This is a genomic window from uncultured Dokdonia sp. (genome assembly GCF_947492815.1).
GTDB lineage: Bacteria > Bacteroidota > Bacteroidia > Flavobacteriales > Flavobacteriaceae > Dokdonia.
In genome coordinates this window covers 24,433-39,906 of record NZ_CANLOB010000011.1, presented here as the reverse complement: position 1 = coordinate 39,906, position 15,474 = coordinate 24,433, and the positions used below count along the sequence as shown (strand labels likewise).

General features: G+C 33.3%; 16 protein-coding genes. 12 read left to right on the top strand and 4 right to left on the bottom strand.

Features of this window, described 5'->3' with window-relative positions; genetic code table 11:
* Position 1 precedes the first annotated feature (1 nt).
* From Q1A01_RS11890 to Q1A01_RS11860, 7 genes are all read left to right on the top strand, one after another.
* Positions 2–1,192, top strand: a complete 1,191-nt coding sequence (locus Q1A01_RS11890) for a hypothetical protein (protein ID WP_299680814.1) — start codon at positions 2–4, stop codon at positions 1,190–1,192.
* 18 nt (positions 1,193–1,210) lie between these two features.
* Complete coding sequence (locus Q1A01_RS11885) at positions 1,211–1,756, top strand: SMI1/KNR4 family protein (RefSeq protein WP_299680811.1); 546 nt, start codon at positions 1,211–1,213, stop codon at positions 1,754–1,756.
* Positions 1,757–1,830: 74 nt separating this feature from the next.
* Positions 1,831–2,163: a hypothetical protein gene (locus Q1A01_RS11880; protein ID WP_299680808.1), complete on the top strand. Its 333-nt coding sequence runs from the start codon at positions 1,831–1,833 to the stop codon at positions 2,161–2,163.
* 81 nt (positions 2,164–2,244) lie between these two features.
* Entirely contained in the window at positions 2,245–2,535 is a 291-nt protein-coding gene (locus tag Q1A01_RS11875) for a hypothetical protein (RefSeq protein ID WP_299680805.1), read from the top strand.
* Positions 2,536–2,554: 19 nt separating this feature from the next.
* Positions 2,555–4,420: a carbamoyltransferase gene (locus tag Q1A01_RS11870; RefSeq protein ID WP_299680802.1), complete on the top strand. Its 1,866-nt coding sequence runs from the start codon at positions 2,555–2,557 to the stop codon at positions 4,418–4,420.
* A gap of 1 nt (position 4,421) precedes the next feature.
* On the top strand, positions 4,422–4,571 hold the full coding sequence (locus Q1A01_RS11865) for a DUF5989 family protein (protein WP_299680799.1): 150 nt from the start codon (positions 4,422–4,424) through the stop codon (positions 4,569–4,571).
* A 1-nt stretch (position 4,572) separates the two neighbouring features.
* Positions 4,573–4,962, top strand: coding sequence for an SxtJ family membrane protein (locus Q1A01_RS11860; protein ID WP_299680796.1), 390 nt, complete (start codon positions 4,573–4,575; stop codon positions 4,960–4,962).
* A gap of 319 nt (positions 4,963–5,281) precedes the next feature.
* Here the strand turns inward: Q1A01_RS11860 and Q1A01_RS11855 are convergent, their stop codons facing one another.
* The gene (locus tag Q1A01_RS11855; protein WP_299680793.1) at positions 5,282–6,379 is read right to left on the bottom strand and encodes a hypothetical protein; all 1,098 of its coding nucleotides are present in this window, start codon (positions 6,377–6,379) and stop codon (positions 5,282–5,284) included.
* Between the two features lie 89 nt (positions 6,380–6,468).
* Between Q1A01_RS11855 and Q1A01_RS11850 the strand changes: the two genes are divergently transcribed.
* The 3 genes from Q1A01_RS11850 (at position 6,469) to Q1A01_RS11840 (ending at position 9,511) form a co-directional block, all read left to right on the top strand.
* On the top strand, positions 6,469–7,224 hold the full coding sequence (locus tag Q1A01_RS11850) for a sulfotransferase domain-containing protein (RefSeq protein WP_299680790.1): 756 nt from the start codon (positions 6,469–6,471) through the stop codon (positions 7,222–7,224).
* Positions 7,225–7,325: 101 nt separating this feature from the next.
* Complete coding sequence (locus Q1A01_RS11845; protein ID WP_299680787.1) at positions 7,326–8,846, top strand: radical SAM protein; 1,521 nt, start codon at positions 7,326–7,328, stop codon at positions 8,844–8,846.
* Positions 8,846–9,511: a methyltransferase gene (locus Q1A01_RS11840; RefSeq protein WP_299680784.1), complete on the top strand. Its 666-nt coding sequence runs from the start codon at positions 8,846–8,848 to the stop codon at positions 9,509–9,511. The genes Q1A01_RS11845 and Q1A01_RS11840 overlap by 1 nt, the downstream gene beginning before the upstream one ends.
* On the opposite strand, the gene Q1A01_RS11835 is transcribed toward Q1A01_RS11840, so the two are convergent.
* The 3 genes from Q1A01_RS11835 to rpmH all read right to left on the bottom strand — a co-directional run bounded on the left by Q1A01_RS11835 (position 9,501) and on the right by rpmH (position 13,742).
* On the bottom strand, positions 9,501–10,493 hold the full coding sequence (locus Q1A01_RS11835; RefSeq protein WP_299680781.1) for a hypothetical protein: 993 nt from the start codon (positions 10,491–10,493) through the stop codon (positions 9,501–9,503). The two genes, Q1A01_RS11840 and Q1A01_RS11835, sit on opposite strands and share 11 nt — an antisense overlap.
* Positions 10,494–10,623: 130 nt before the next feature.
* Positions 10,624–13,476 (bottom strand): carbamoyl-phosphate synthase large subunit, encoded by a 2,853-nt coding sequence (gene carB / locus Q1A01_RS11830; protein ID WP_299680778.1) that lies wholly within the window; start codon positions 13,474–13,476, stop codon positions 10,624–10,626.
* A gap of 104 nt (positions 13,477–13,580) precedes the next feature.
* Positions 13,581–13,742, bottom strand: coding sequence for a 50S ribosomal protein L34 (rpmH, locus tag Q1A01_RS11825; protein WP_076663569.1), 162 nt, complete (start codon positions 13,740–13,742; stop codon positions 13,581–13,583).
* Positions 13,743–13,909: 167 nt separating this feature from the next.
* On the opposite strand from rpmH, the gene Q1A01_RS11820 reads away from it, so the two are divergent.
* The gene (locus Q1A01_RS11820) at positions 13,910–14,797 is read left to right on the top strand and encodes a DUF6263 family protein (protein WP_299680772.1); all 888 of its coding nucleotides are present in this window, start codon (positions 13,910–13,912) and stop codon (positions 14,795–14,797) included.
* Between the two features lies 1 nt (position 14,798).
* The gene (locus Q1A01_RS11815; RefSeq protein WP_299680769.1) at positions 14,799–15,383 is read left to right on the top strand and encodes a DUF2892 domain-containing protein; all 585 of its coding nucleotides are present in this window, start codon (positions 14,799–14,801) and stop codon (positions 15,381–15,383) included.
* Positions 15,384–15,474: the final 91 nt, after the last annotated feature.

The window sequence follows — 15,474 nt, the reverse complement described above, 5'->3', positions numbered from 1 at the left end:
AATGCCATATTCTAAATTGCTTGATCGTGTTAAAACTGTCTCCTTATATGGTTTCGGGCAGAGTATTCCCATGGTCGCGCAACTTATGATATCATTGCTTATTATAAAAAAACATTCAACGGCACTTTGGGGAGAATATGTAACACTATTATTATGGGTAAACTTCATTATTCTATTTTCTTATTTTGGCAATAAGAATTACCTGTTAAAACAATTTAGTGAGCAACCCGGAAAAATCCATACCACTTGGCTCTCAAATTTCAGCACTCGATTTCTAGTATTTGTTTTTGTTGGAATCGCTGTTTTTATTATTCCATTGTTTGCTCCGTATAGTATATATATCCTCGTATGGATGTTCCTTTTGTTTTTTAATCAATCTTTTGAAGTGCTAATCCTTTATCAGAAAGATTTTAAGTTCAATTTTATAACCGAGTTCATTCGTAATGCTATTGTTGTAGGCGTGTTATTATTTTTCTCAGGAACACTCCAACTAGAACTTTTTTTACAAATCATCATTGGCGGACTTATGATTAAGGCCATTTGCTATACGATGTATTATAGAAAAATACTATTAAATACGAAAGCCACTTTTGATAAGCATAGTTTAATTACATCCATTCCTTTTTTGATTCCAATGGTTTTAGGAACCTTACGAACTAAAATTGATAGTTATTATGGCACTATTTATTTTACAAAAGAAGACTTAAGTGAATATCAAATTTTCATTAGTTTCATTTCTTTAGTGCAATTAGGCGCTGCTTATATGATCAATCCGTTTATTAAGATTTTCTATCGTATTTCTAAAAAAACACGATCAGTTATAGAAAGACAATTCTTGCTCTTAGGGATTGGCATAGGAGCCATTGCTATTGCTGTTATATTTGGTATCATTACCTATGTGTATGAATTTACATTTAGTAGTATGAGTTATCTTTTAGGATACCTTTTTATGATCACGCTATTTATACATCTATTATTAATTAACGAGTTTTATAAAAATAACAAACAAACGCTTGTTGCTATTATTATTGGAGTCATTGCATTCATTCAAGTTATTTTTGGATATTTTACAATTGACACCTATCAATCTACAGGAGCACTCATCATAAAAGTAATAGGACAATGGATGGTGGTATTGGCATTGTTAGGATTTAGGAAACGGTTTTTAATCTCTTCTAACGATATTAAATAGTAATTTTCACAGTAGCAGATGTCAAAAGAAATAAATACTAAAGCCAGTGCATTATTCAATTCATATCCCGAATTGGATACAGGGAGAACAGCAACTTTAGCTGAGTACAAAAGTTTAAAATGGAATATCCGTAGAAAAGTTTCCAAATGGTTTCTTGAATTGATGACCATGTATCCTGTAACAGATCTTGATATTGGAATTCCTTTTAATTATGGTTGGGATTCTTTGAAAGACAAAAAGAGTCATGAACTACCTGTATTAAATACAAGATTCAACAGTTTTAAAGATATCGAACTTGAGGCAACAGAATCATTTCCTGGAGTTGATCTGATAAAAAAAGGATGGATCTGTATTGCTTTTGATGAAAATATAAGTGGTGATGGATTCTATATACGTGCAAAAGAAAGCAATCCTAAAGTAATCTATGTGTATCACGATTGTGGAACGAACGCAAAAGAATTAATAGCCCAAGCTCAGGTAATTGCAAATAGTTTTACAGAGTTTCTCGAAATAATAAAACCACAAGAAGACATTGATGATTGGATGGATAAAAACAATGTATAATTTCTTCTAATGATAAAATAAGTAAGACAAGTATCTATGAATAGTAACATAACATTAAAGAGTATATTACACTAATGAAAATCACTCCATATCTATCTGTTATCTCTATAATTATCGCCTTGATTGTTATTTATTTTAAATTACAATTAGACATATCTTTTTATGATAACTTAAAAAAAGTGTACCCTAATGAACACGGTGATTTTACTCCCAGTTTGGTAGTTATTGGGATTAGGACTACACTTGTTTTCTTAATTCCTATACTTACATCTCTTATTATAAGTATCAAAGGAATAAAAAAGAGGAATAGATATCGGAAATTAGCGTTAACTATTAATATTTTAGCTATCATTTATTTAATTGTTCCTGTAGGAGCAATAATTATGGTTGTTCAAAGTACTATGTAAAATAATTTTATTTTGCAGTAAGGTTAGTATACGATATGAAACAAAAAATAAAAGTTTTAAAGCTGATAATATGATATTAGGATGAATAAGAATGAAAGTTATTTCGGAAAAACAGTACTATCAGAAGAAAAGGAATTAAAATACGCATCTACATATGATATTACAATGGATCCTAGAGAATGGATGGCAAAAAACGGCCATAGAATCATTTGTGGAGATCCTAGAAGATATGCATATAGGAATAAAGAACTTGAGGCTTGGATACATAAGGCCTTCAATGCTCTTATAAATGAAGGTATAGAAACACTTTGGAAAGAATTTCTTACAGCCTCAGAAATTAAAGTAGTACGAGAATTATATGAAAATCCTTAATACCAAATAAATACTTCACATGCCCAACATTCTAGGAATCTCTGCTTTTTATCATGATGCTGCTGCTGCTATTACTGTAGACGGAGTCATTATTGCTGCTGCGCAGGAAGAGCGATTTACTAGAATAAAACATACACCCGACTTCCCCGTACAGGCAATCATATACTGTCTGGAAGAAGCAGGCCTTACCATAGACCACCTAGATGCCGTAGTTTTTTATGACAAACCACTCCTTACCTTTGAGCGTCTATTGCAAACCTATTATGCCTTTGCTCCCAAAGGACTAATCTCTTTTTTAAAAGCGATTCCAGTTTGGTTAGAACAGAAATTGTTTCTTAAAAAGCAAATTCGCGACGGACTCGCTGCAGTGATGCCGTATGACAAAAAGAAACTCAAATTACTCTTTACAGAGCATCACTTATCACACGCTGCTAGCACATTTTTTGCATCTCCCTTTGAACATGCAGCCATTCTTACGGTAGATGGCGTTGGCGAATGGGCAACCGCCACCATTAGTGAAGGAAAAGGAAATACCATTACCGTAAAAAAAGAACTTAACTTCCCACATTCAGTGGGGTTATTATACAGTGCATTTACCTATTACCTTGGGTTTACGGTCAATTCTGGAGAATATAAACTCATGGGACTCGCTCCATATGGTAATCCCAATGCAGATCAAACACAACACTATATACAGCAAATCAAAGAAAAGCTCATTTCTATCAAAGAAGATGGATCCATATGGTTAGACCAATCCTATTTTAAATATTCGACAGGATTAACGATGACCAAAGACAGTAAATGGGAATCCCTTTTTGGTTTAAAAAGAAGACTTCCGGAGTCTGAGTTATTACAAGAACATTGTAATTTGGGGTATGCAATTCAGCAGGTTACGGAAGAAGTAGTTCTGAAGATGGCCGCTTTCGCGAAAGCGGAAACAGCAGCATCCAATATATGTCTAGCAGGAGGCGTTGCTTTAAACTGTGTTGCTAATGGAAAATTACTCAAAGAAAATCTCTTTGAAAACATCTATGTACAGCCTGCTTCTGGAGATGCAGGAGGATCATTAGGAGCAGCACTTGCAGCGCATTACATGTACTTTGAAGAAACACGAAACGTCGATTCTCAAAAAGATAGCATGCAAGGAAGTTATCTAGGTCCTTATTATTCTGATAAAGAAATCACCATCCTCAATAAACGTTACAAAGCCATTGCAAACAAAGTTCCTGAGTTTGATATACTCTCTAAACAAGTGGCTTCAGAAATTGCAAAAGGTGCTATTATAGGATGGTTTCAAGGACGCATGGAATTTGGACCAAGAGCCCTAGGAAATCGCAGTATCATTGGTGACCCTTCTAATACAGAAATGCAAAAAAAGCTCAATCTCAAAATAAAAAAACGAGAAAGCTTTCGACCTTTTGCCCCTTCAGTATTAAACTCAGATGCCGCTACTTTTTTTGATTTAGAGACCACATCTCCATACATGACACTCGTGGCTGATGTCAAAAAAAATATTCAAAAAGAAGTCCCTTCTAATTATCATGAATTACCTTTACTAGAGAAATTGTATTGTGAGCGAAGTAATTTACAAGCCATCACACATTTGGATTTTTCGGCAAGAATACAGACGGTTCACAAAGAAACCAATCCAAAATACTGGCAATTATTACAAGACGTAAAACAAGAAACTGGCAAAGGAATTCTTATAAATACAAGTTTCAATGTACGTGGAGAACCCATTGTATGTACTCCTGAAGATGCATATACCTGTTTTATGAATACAGAAATGGACATACTCGTTATAGAAAATTATATGTACTTTAAGACAGAACAACCGGAATGGGACACCAAAGAACGTTGGACAAAAACATTTAAAAAAGACTGATATGGATGCATTAAAAGACCTTTGGTTATTTATGAAAGAACGTAAGAAGTTCTGGTTACTTCCTATCATTATTGTTCTCTTAGTATTAGGAATCTTAATTGTATTAGGAGGCAGTAGTGCACTCGCGCCATTTGTATATTCCCTATTCTAAGATGAGCGTAAAAAAACAATTGACTCCTAGCAAAACAGTATTAACTATTGTTGTTGGATTTTTGATTATCTATCTAGTAGGGCGTTTTCGTTTATTAAAAGACTTCACCTGGGCATTATGGGTTTCTGCAATTATAGGAGTTCTTGGATTACTTTCTTCATACCTTGCTTTAAAAATTCAAGATGCTTGGATGGGTTTAGCAAGTATCTTAAGTCGTATTATCCCTCCTATTTTACTCTCGGTGATCTTTTTTGTGATTCTCTTTCCAATTGCCTTATTATCTCGATTATTTGGAGACAAAGACCCTTTACAACTTAAAAAAACAGACAAGAGTCTTTTTAAAACGGTAGACAAAACATGTACGAAAGATACGTTTGAAAAGACTTGGTAGTTGTACTGAGTGCTCACTATTTACAGATAAAACAATGGTTCAAATCTTGTCTGGTTGAGCGCAGTCGAGACCTATTCAAGATATAGGATTACAAAAAACCTCTCGACTGCGCTCGAGGAGACATTTAAATTCTTTTTAAATACATCTCAGACATACAAACTACCGTATTGTTTAATTTTATATTGCTCAACCTATTGTTCATTTAGAAGTTTACTACTCTAATTTTCCAGTGAAATTTTTAGTTTTTGCCTCAATCCAAAAGGAAGAATCAAAAATTTCGTAGATATTCCCTTTAGGGTTAGGGAAAAAATCGATAACATTACTCAAAATGCACAACAGTTTGCTTGATATGTTTTGACAATACATCGGCTACCACTTTATTTCCTTCGACTGTCCAATGTTGTTCTTGCGCATTATACATTTTGATTCCATTACGGTCTGCTTCCTGTAAAGCAGGCATGAGATCTATTATTTTTAATTGGTTTGCTTTCGCGAAAGCTAATAAAGTAGCATTTGGCATATCCTTTTTATATCTAACTGATGGATAATAATCTTCTATTTGAGACCACAAATCATCTTCTACTTGTACCATTGATGGGGCTAGCGCAAAAACAACAGGGATATTTGCATCCTTTCCGTAATCGTCTATTGCTATTAGTAATCGCTCCATAGTTTCATACATTAGTTTTGTGTCTTCTTCTAAAGGATCTCTACAAGTATATACTTCAGGAGGTGTATAAGCTATATTTTTGTTGGTATCATTCTTTGATTTTATGTTCGAAATACTATTCTTAACTAGACGGTATAAATGGGATTTGTAATAAAAAGGAAGCGCTTCTTTTGTTGTATACTTTTTTGAAGGCGGAATGATTTGAACGGGCATATCGGTATTAAAAACAGCAGAAGGTCTCGGATATAACCACGGATTTTTGCTCATATTATCTGTAAAATCATTTCGTAAATAAACCATTACCACAATAACATCTGGTTGTATTTTTGGAGCCCACTCTTTTAGTACTAAGTATTCCTGAATCTGTCCATACCCATTCACTCCAAAATTATAGACGGAAGTATCCGTAAGCTTATTTTCCATCAGTTTAGTAAATACCTCATCTGCTTCTACCGAAATATTACTCACAAACGAATCTCCTAAAACCATGATTTTAGTAGCGCCTTTTTTTTCTTCAAATGGGACATCTCGATACCCTTCACCATTTATCTGAATGGTATGATTAATTCCTCCTTCGTAAACAATAGCACCTTTTTTATTAGGTATAAACTCCCATCCTACTGTTTCCTCAAACTGAAACATTACATCATGATCGTTTATTTGAGGTAATACTAATCGAATAGCTACTTCGCAAATAGCAAGTATTACAATCGTAGATATCAAAAGAAGAAGAATATTTTTTTTCATAATAATTACACAGAACTAGTCCAAGATAATATTAAAGCTTAAATAAGCAATAGGGAGTTATTCTTTATCTTTGCAAGGACTTAAAAATAATGGAGAAAAAGAATATTATTGTAACTGGATATCCTAAAAGCGGAACTACCTGGGCGAGTAGATTAATAGCAGAACTAGCAGCCTGTCCGTTACAAGGAGATTGGGGGTTTGAACACATAGAAGCCCTATATGAAGAAGGAAAATATAGAGATTCTCCATACGATTGTTATAAATCACACTATACGTACGACACCATCTTTTCAAAATCTCCTAAAAAAGTATATAAGATCATTCATATTATTAGAGACCCTAGAGACGTTGTCATTTCAGGAAGTCACTATTTTACATTTACAAATCTTATAGAACGTATCTTTAAAAAAATAAAACTCCCTATAAGGGATACCTCCTTATTTTCTGTTTCTCAAAAAAAGAAAAAAGAAAAAATGATACAAGCCGTGCTTCATGGAGATGCAAAAGTGAATTATTGGTTATCACTTTCGTGGAAAAAACACACAGAAGCATTTAAAGACAAAGAAGTCCTCACCATCAAATACGAAGATCTATTAACAAGTCCTCAAGAAGAGTGTACTAAAATATCAGTATATTTAAAGTTAGACATTGATATTTCGTATATTGATAAGTGTATTCAAAAGCAGTCTTTTGAAAAGAAGAAAAAAGAAATGGCATCAACTAAGGATGTACACTTTAAAAAGCTATTACGCCAAGGCAAACAGGGCTATTGGAAAGAAGAATTTACTTCTAAAGAAAAAAGCGCTTTTAAAGACTACTTACAAACAAATACATTTTACAATTAGTATGAAAAAGAAAGTAATATCCTTATGTAAATAAGTAGTAATAAAACTACAATCGTAATATCTTTGCAATTAATACGTCCTAAAATTCATTAATCTATATTTTGAAAAACAAAGTCCTCATATTTAATCCTAGAAGTGCCAATCAAAAGCACCGTATTCCTAATTCTATTTTACAAGTAGGAGCTGCAATCTATGGATCCTATGACTTTGCATTTGTAGATGGAAACTTAGAAGAAGATCCTTGGCAAAAAATTGTATCCTATTTTAATTCGGGAGCATACAAATATTTCTGTAGCACAGTAATGCCTGGACCACAATTACGGCAAGCCATTCCGTTTACACGAAAAATAAAAGAACAGTTCCCAAATACAATTACCATATGGGGAGGTTATTTTGCTTCTAATCAATATAAAGTATCTATTGAAGCTCCTTATGTTGATTATATTGTAAATGGTCCTGGAGATGTTACATTTCCAAAATTATTAGAAACACTAGAAGCTGGAAATTTAGAGGAGTTACCTAAAATTGATAATCTTATTTATCAAGAGGAAGACGGTACCATCACACGCACTAAAAAAGAAAAGCTTCTTGAACAAGATACGTTACCACAGTTACCCTATACACATCTTAATTCCTTTTATGATTTAGAAAATTATCTTAGTCGTACGTTTTTAGGAAATAAGACATTTTCATATCACTCAAGTTTAGGATGTCCATTTACCTGTTCATTTTGTGCAGTAGTTCCTATTTACCAAGGACGCTGGAAAGCAAAATCTGCACAAACTGTTTACAATGATGTCAAGTATTTTAAAGACAATTATAATATTGATGCTATAGAGTTTCACGATAATAATTTCTTTACTTCTAGAAAACGTGTTGTAGAATTTTCAAAACTCATTAAAGATGATGGAATTACTTGGTGGGGAGAAGGTCGTATAGATACTATCAACAAGTATTCTGATGAAGACTTACTACTCATGAGAGAAGCAGGTTGTAAGATGATCTTTCTTGGTGCCGAAACTGGAAATGACGATATTCTCAAGCAAATGAATAAAGGAGGTACACAAACAGGACAAGGAATCAAAGACTTTGCTGCGCGCTTGTATCCTATAGGCATCATCCCCGAATTTTCTTTTGTATTAGGGATGCCTGCAGATACTCCAGAACAAGTAATGGCGCAAATAGAATGGGATATTAATTTTATTAAAGAAATTAAAGAGATTAATCCAGACGCTGAAATCATTATTTATTTATACAGTCCTGTAGCTACAGAAGGCTCTGAACTATACGAGCAAATTCAAAAAGCAGGTTTTAGTTTCCCAAAAAAACTGGATGATTGGTTAGATCCTGCTTGGGAAAATTTTGATTTACGTAAAAACCCACTAACACCTTGGCTTACGCCTAAAATGGTAGATCGTATTATGAATTTTGAAACCGTTCTTAACGGCTACTATCCAACGGCTTCTGATTTCAGAATCAAAGGTGCCAAAAAGAAATTATTACGTACTATTTCTAAAGTACGTTACAAAACGGGGGTATATAAATTTCCATATGAGATTAAGGCATTACATAAACTTTGGAAATACCGTCAACCAGAAGAGCAAGGTTTTTACTCTGAATAATGGGACTCTTACGCGACTTTATTAAAAAAATCACACACCCCTTTTTAAGAAAAGGAGCCGAGTATTATTACAGAAAGCCTCGCCCCTATTCGTATAATGGAATTACAACCATCGTACATCCCGATGTGTTTCCTCCGCATCTTACGCTGAGTACTAAAATCTTATTAAATTTTATGTCAGACATAGATCTTACACAAAAGACGTTTTTAGAATTAGGATGTGGCTCTGGAATTATCTCTTTATATGCAAGTCAGAAAGGAGCAACTGTTACGGCTAGTGACATTAATAAAACAGCTTTAGAATACGTAACAAAAGCATCTAAAGAAAATAAGCTTCCCGTTCAATGTGTGTATTCTAATTTATTTGAGGCACTTCAAGAAAAACAGTTTGATTATATTTTTATCAACCCTCCATATTATCCCAAATCTCCAGAAAGTGTAAAGCAGCAAGCTTGGTTTTGTGGCGCAGCATTTGAATACTTTATAGCGCTTTTCAGTCAACTTCCTACATATCTTACGAAAGAGAATACAACCTATATGATTCTTTCAGAAGATTGCGAACTTGAAAAAATTAAAAGTATTGCTTCAGAAAACAAACTAACAATGGAGCTTGTATACCAAACTAAAAAAGTAGGAGAGAAAAACTACATCTTCTCTATTTACTAAAAATAACACCATCTAAAAATTCATAAAGCGCTAGCTGTCCATTATTATTAAAGTGTGGATCATTATTATAATACAATCTATGAGAAATAGTATCTTTTTGTTTTAAATAAGATATTGGATTATAAAACGTAACATTTTCCATACTTCCAAAATCTGAAACTGCCTTCGTATAGAATGTATAATGAGTACGGTTTACATTTGTTTCATTTTCAAATTGAGCACCTAATTCAAGCATATGACTATAATACTCGCTATTTAGTTGTGCACAATGAGGAATAAAAACAATAGAGACCATAACATCTGAAGGAATCACCTCTAAAAAGGATTGCACACCATCTTTCCATACTTCATATCGATCTAAAAAATCATCTTTCAATGTAATCGTTTTATCTAGATAGTAAGCATCTGCCTCAAAAAGCATACGTTGCCTTTTTGTATATAATTGTTTAGAAAATACATTCTTTTCAAGTTTTCCAATATTTATTTGATGCGAACCAAATTGTTTTAGCTTTTGATTTATATATACCCCTGATAGTATATAATCTGTAGTTTTCCAATATAAATTCCTTGCCAAAGACATCGTACGCCAATTAGACACATGTCGTACATCTAACAAATCATTCCCCACATATACCTGATACACAATATGCTTAGGGTTGTGTTTTTTTATTTTCTTTTTAGCAAAAGTATTTACTTGCTTAATTCCTGTACCTGGAATACCTAAATTCAAAAATGATTTTTCAGGATACGTATCTCTCAACAAATCAACGTAATTGCCAGTAGGTGTAGAAAACGAATCTCCAAAAACAAGATAATCTACAGCATCGCTTTCGATAGCATCGGAAGGATTTAATGCTTCGATTTCTGCTTTATAAAAATCGATAACGCCATACCTATATACAACTTCAAGGAGCAATAGTGTAATACAACTAATGACCAGTACTTGTAGAATTCCTTTTGTAATTTTTTTTAGATATAACACGCCTACAAAATACAAAGATGATCATAGAATTAAATTTTAAAGTACGGTTTTTTACGCTTTCGCGAAAGCGTATAAAAAAAGGATCATTATATACATAACGATCCTTTTATATTTATTTGGATGAGAATAATTACTTACTCAAATACATTTTACGTCGTGAATATAAATCGTAAAAAGCATCATCTCTAAGGTTATCTATAAATAAGATACTCTCTCCTGTACTCTTCATTTCTGGTCCTAACTTCTTATCTACATTAGGGAACTTATTAAAAGAGAATACTGGCTGTTTTATAGCGTATCCTTCTAATTGAGGATTAAAGTTAAAATCTTTTACTTTTTTATCTCCAAGCATTACTTTGGTTGCATAATTTACATAAGGTTCTTTATATGCTTTTGCAATAAAAGGAACCGTACGAGATGCACGCGGATTTGCTTCGATGATATATACTTTATCATCTTTTACAGCAAACTGTATATTTATAAGACCTACTGTATCTAGCGCTAGTGCTATTTTACGGGTATGATCTTTAATTTGCTCTAAAACTAAATCTCCAAGATTAAATGGTGGTAATGTTGCATTAGAATCTCCTGAGTGAATACCACAAGGTTCTATATGCTCCATGATCCCGATGATGTATACATCTTCTCCATCACAGATAGCATCTGCTTCAGCCTCTATAGCACCATCTAAATAGTGATCTAATAAGAGTTTGTTATTTGGTATTTTACGTAATAAATCTACTACGTGTTTTTCAAGTTCGTCTTTATTGATCACGATCTTCATTCCTTGTCCTCCTAATACGTATGATGGACGTACGAGTATTGGAAAATCAAGTCTATCTGCCACTGCTAGTGCTTCATCGGCAGTTTCTGCAACATCAAATTCTGGATATGGGATATTTAGGTCTTTCAATAATGTAGAAAAACTACCTCTATCTTCTGCTAAGTCTAGCGCTTTGTAGCTAGTACCCATAATTTTAATACCGTATCTGTCTAACTTTTCTGCTAATTTTAAAGCAGTCTGTCCTCCTAACTGTACAATAACACCTTCTGGTTTTTCGTGACGAATAATGTCATAAATATGTTCCCAGAAAACAGGCTCAAAGTATAACTTATCTGCTATATCAAAATCAGTAGATACGGTTTCTGGATTACAGTTAATCATAATGGTTTCATAGTCACATTCTGAAGCAGCTAATACACCATGTACACAACAATAATCAAACTCGATTCCTTGTCCAATTCGGTTAGGACCTGATCCTAATACGATAATTTTCTTTCTATCAGATACAATACTTTCATTTGATGAGAATTTATTGCCATCTGTCGTTTCCATTTCGTACTCAAATGTAGAGTAGAAATAAGGAGTTTGTGCAACAAATTCTGCAGCACAGGTATCTACGAGTTTATACACTCTTTTAATACCCATTTCATCTCTCTTATTGTATACTTGGCTTTCTAGACATTCAAGCATGTGTGCTATTTGTCTATCTGCAAAACCACGTTGTTTTGCTTCCAGCATGAGATTTCGCGGAAGCGTATCTATTGCATAATTAGAGATTTCTTTCTCCATCATATACAGTTCTTCATATTGTTTTAAGAACCACATATCAATTTTTGTAATCTCAAAGATGCGGCTTAATGGGATTCCCATTTGAATAGCATCATAAATCACAAATACACGATCCCAACTTGCATGGGTAAGTTTTTCTATAATTTGATCATAGTTCTTATATCCTTTTCCATCAGCACCTAATCCATTACGTTTGATCTCTAGAGATTGTGTTGCTTTGTGTAATGCTTCTTGGAACGAACGTCCTATTCCCATTACCTCTCCTACGGCTTTCATTTGTAATCCTAATGTTCTATCAGAGCCTTCAAATTTGTCAAAATTCCAACGTGGAATCTTTACAATTACATAGTCTAATGTAGGCTCAAAAAGTGCCGAAGTAGATCCTGTAATCTGATTAGAGAGCTCATCTAAGTGATAGCCCATTGCGAGTTTAGTTGCCACTTTTGCAATAGGATACCCTGTTGCTTTAGAAGCTAATGCCGAAGATCTAGATACCCTAGGATTAATCTCAATGGCAATAATTTCTTCTTCATTATCAGGATTTACAGCAAATTGCACATTACAACCTCCTGCAAAATCACCAATACTACGCATCATATGAATAGCCATATCACGCATTTTCTGATACGTAACATCAGATAATGTCATGGCTGGAGCAACTGTAATAGAATCTCCAGTATGGATTCCCATAGGGTCCATATTTTCAATAGCACAAATGATCACTACATTATCATTAGCATCTCTTAATAATTCAAGCTCATATTCTTTCCACCCTATTAATGCTTTATCAATCATCACTTCATGTACAGGAGACACTTCAAGGCCGTGAGATAATAGTTTGTCAAAATCTTCTTCTTTATATACAAAAGAAGCACCTGCTCCTCCTAACGTAAAAGAAGAACGTATAACAAGAGGAAATCCAAACTCTTGTGCAATTTCTTTTCCTTTTAAAAATGAGTTTGCACTAGCTTGTGGCGCCATAGGTATACCTATTTCACGCATCAAGTTTTTAAACTGATCTCTATCTTCAGTAATATTAATTGCATCAATATCAACACCAATAAGCTCTACATCAAAATCTTTCCAGATTCCTTTCTCATCGGCTTCTATACATAAATTAAGTGCTGTTTGTCCTCCCATGGTTGGTAATACAGCATCAATATGTGGATGTTTTTTAAGAATCTGAACAATTGATTTTGTGGTAAGTGGCAACAAGTATACATGATCAGCCATAGAAGGGTCTGTCATAATCGTTGCAGGATTGGAATTAATAAGGATAGTTTCGATTCCATCTTCTCTCAAAGAGCGTAATGATTGTGAACCTGCATAATCAAATTCACATGCTTGACCAATGATAATAGGCCCTGAACCTATAAGAAGAATCGATTTTAAATTTTTATTTTTTGGCATTTTAAAGAAAGGATTTCTAATTATATAAAAATAAGAACTGATAGGATATAAAAAAAGGTGTTACTTAAAAAAAGCAACACCCTTATATAGATATTAATATATCATTATTTTTTGTGACGAGGTTCAGAAGATACACTTAGTTTCTTTCTACCTTTAGCACGACGTCTAGCTAAAACCTTACGGCCATTTGCTGAAGCCATACGCTCTCTGAAACCATGCTTGTTTCTTCTTTTTCTTTTTGACGGTTGAAACGTTCTTTTACTCATTTTATATCTTCTTTGTGACCTTTATAAGTCTAAAATTTTACTTTTTATGTACCGCTTTCAAAGCTGGGGGCAAATATACAACAACTTTTTACTTCTCCAAGTCTAATTTTTAATTTTTTTATAGTTGTTTTTAGTACCTTTGCCGCTCATCTAAAATGAACCACTTTTTGGTACGTAAAAACAACTTTTTTGTCACTCTATTCCTTATAGTATCTTATACCACTATAGGACAAGTGAATCTAAAATACTCTTTAGAAGTAAACGACAACTTTATACTTCAACAAGATGCCGTCCAAACAATTACTCAAGATATTCAAGGAAATATTCAAGAAGTTGAAAATAAAATTAAAAGTACAATTCATTTTACAGTTACAAAAAAGACAAGAAGAGCTATCACATTAAATGTAGGTTTTAAATCTTATTCTGCAAAAACATCCTCTCCTGAACTAGGCATACTTATGGATGTAGATACACATATAGAACAAGAAACTCCACAAGGCAAAGCATTTATGGGACTTATAGAATCATATATAACTATAGTTATAAACCGCTCAGGAAAAGTTATTGATATACAAAATGTCGATGCATTTGTATTAGGTTTGCTATCTAAAATGGATATTGAAGACGATAAATTATTAGAAGTTTCAAAAAAAGGATTAGAAAAAGAATGGGGAGCTAAACATCTTGGGTCTTTTTTTGAACAAATTTTATATAATTACTCTAGGCGTAAAGTAGATATAGGAGATTCATGGAAGAATACATTTGAAGCTAAAAATGGATTGAGCGCAAATAATACATGGACATTAGATGCCATTGAAAATAACACCTATAAAATATCATGTGTTGCAGATATAACTTTACAAGTAGATAGTGACAAAATAATTATGAATCTCACTGGAACGCAGCAAACAGAACTTATAGCTGATTCCTCTAATGGTCTTCCTGTTAAATTAACAGTCATATCTTCTAATGAAGGTGATTCTTTTTCAAAATCAATAGGTGATTTTAAAATACCCACTAAAATAACATCAATAACAACATATACAAGACTCTAGTATGTTCAATAAAAATATAAAATTAATACTTGCTGTAGCTACATTAGGAGTAGCGGTGTGGCAATTTACCGAAAACGAAATAGGCAACGGCATTATGTTCATTTTACTTGCTGCTATATTCGTTTTATTATATTTCAAAAATGAAATCATAATTCTAGCATTTTTAAGATTACGTAAACAAGATTTTCCTGGAGCACAAAAATGGTTAGGTAAAATAGGTAATCCTGAAGGAGCTCTTACTAAGAAACAACAAGGATACTATTATTACCTTCAAGGGTTGATGGTATCACAAACCAATATGACGCTAGCTGAAAAGCATTTTAAAAAAGCAATTGGTTTAGGACTCTCTATGAAAACTGATTTAGCAATGGCTAAGTTAAACTTAGCTGGTATAGCTATGACTAAAAATCGCAAACGCGAAGCTCAAGTACTCCTTAAGGAAGCTAAAAGTTTAGATAAACACAACATGCTTGGAGAACAAATAAAAGTCATGGAACAAAACATGAAAAGAGCTGGACAACAACCTAAGCAGCAATATGGCGGTGCTCGTGGAGGACGCGGTGGTCGTGGAGGATTTAGGAGATAAATCACTTCTTTTTTAATATAGCAACTGAAAATACCTTACGGTTTATAATCCAAATAAAGGAGTTATCCCCTCAATATTATTGTTTTTACAC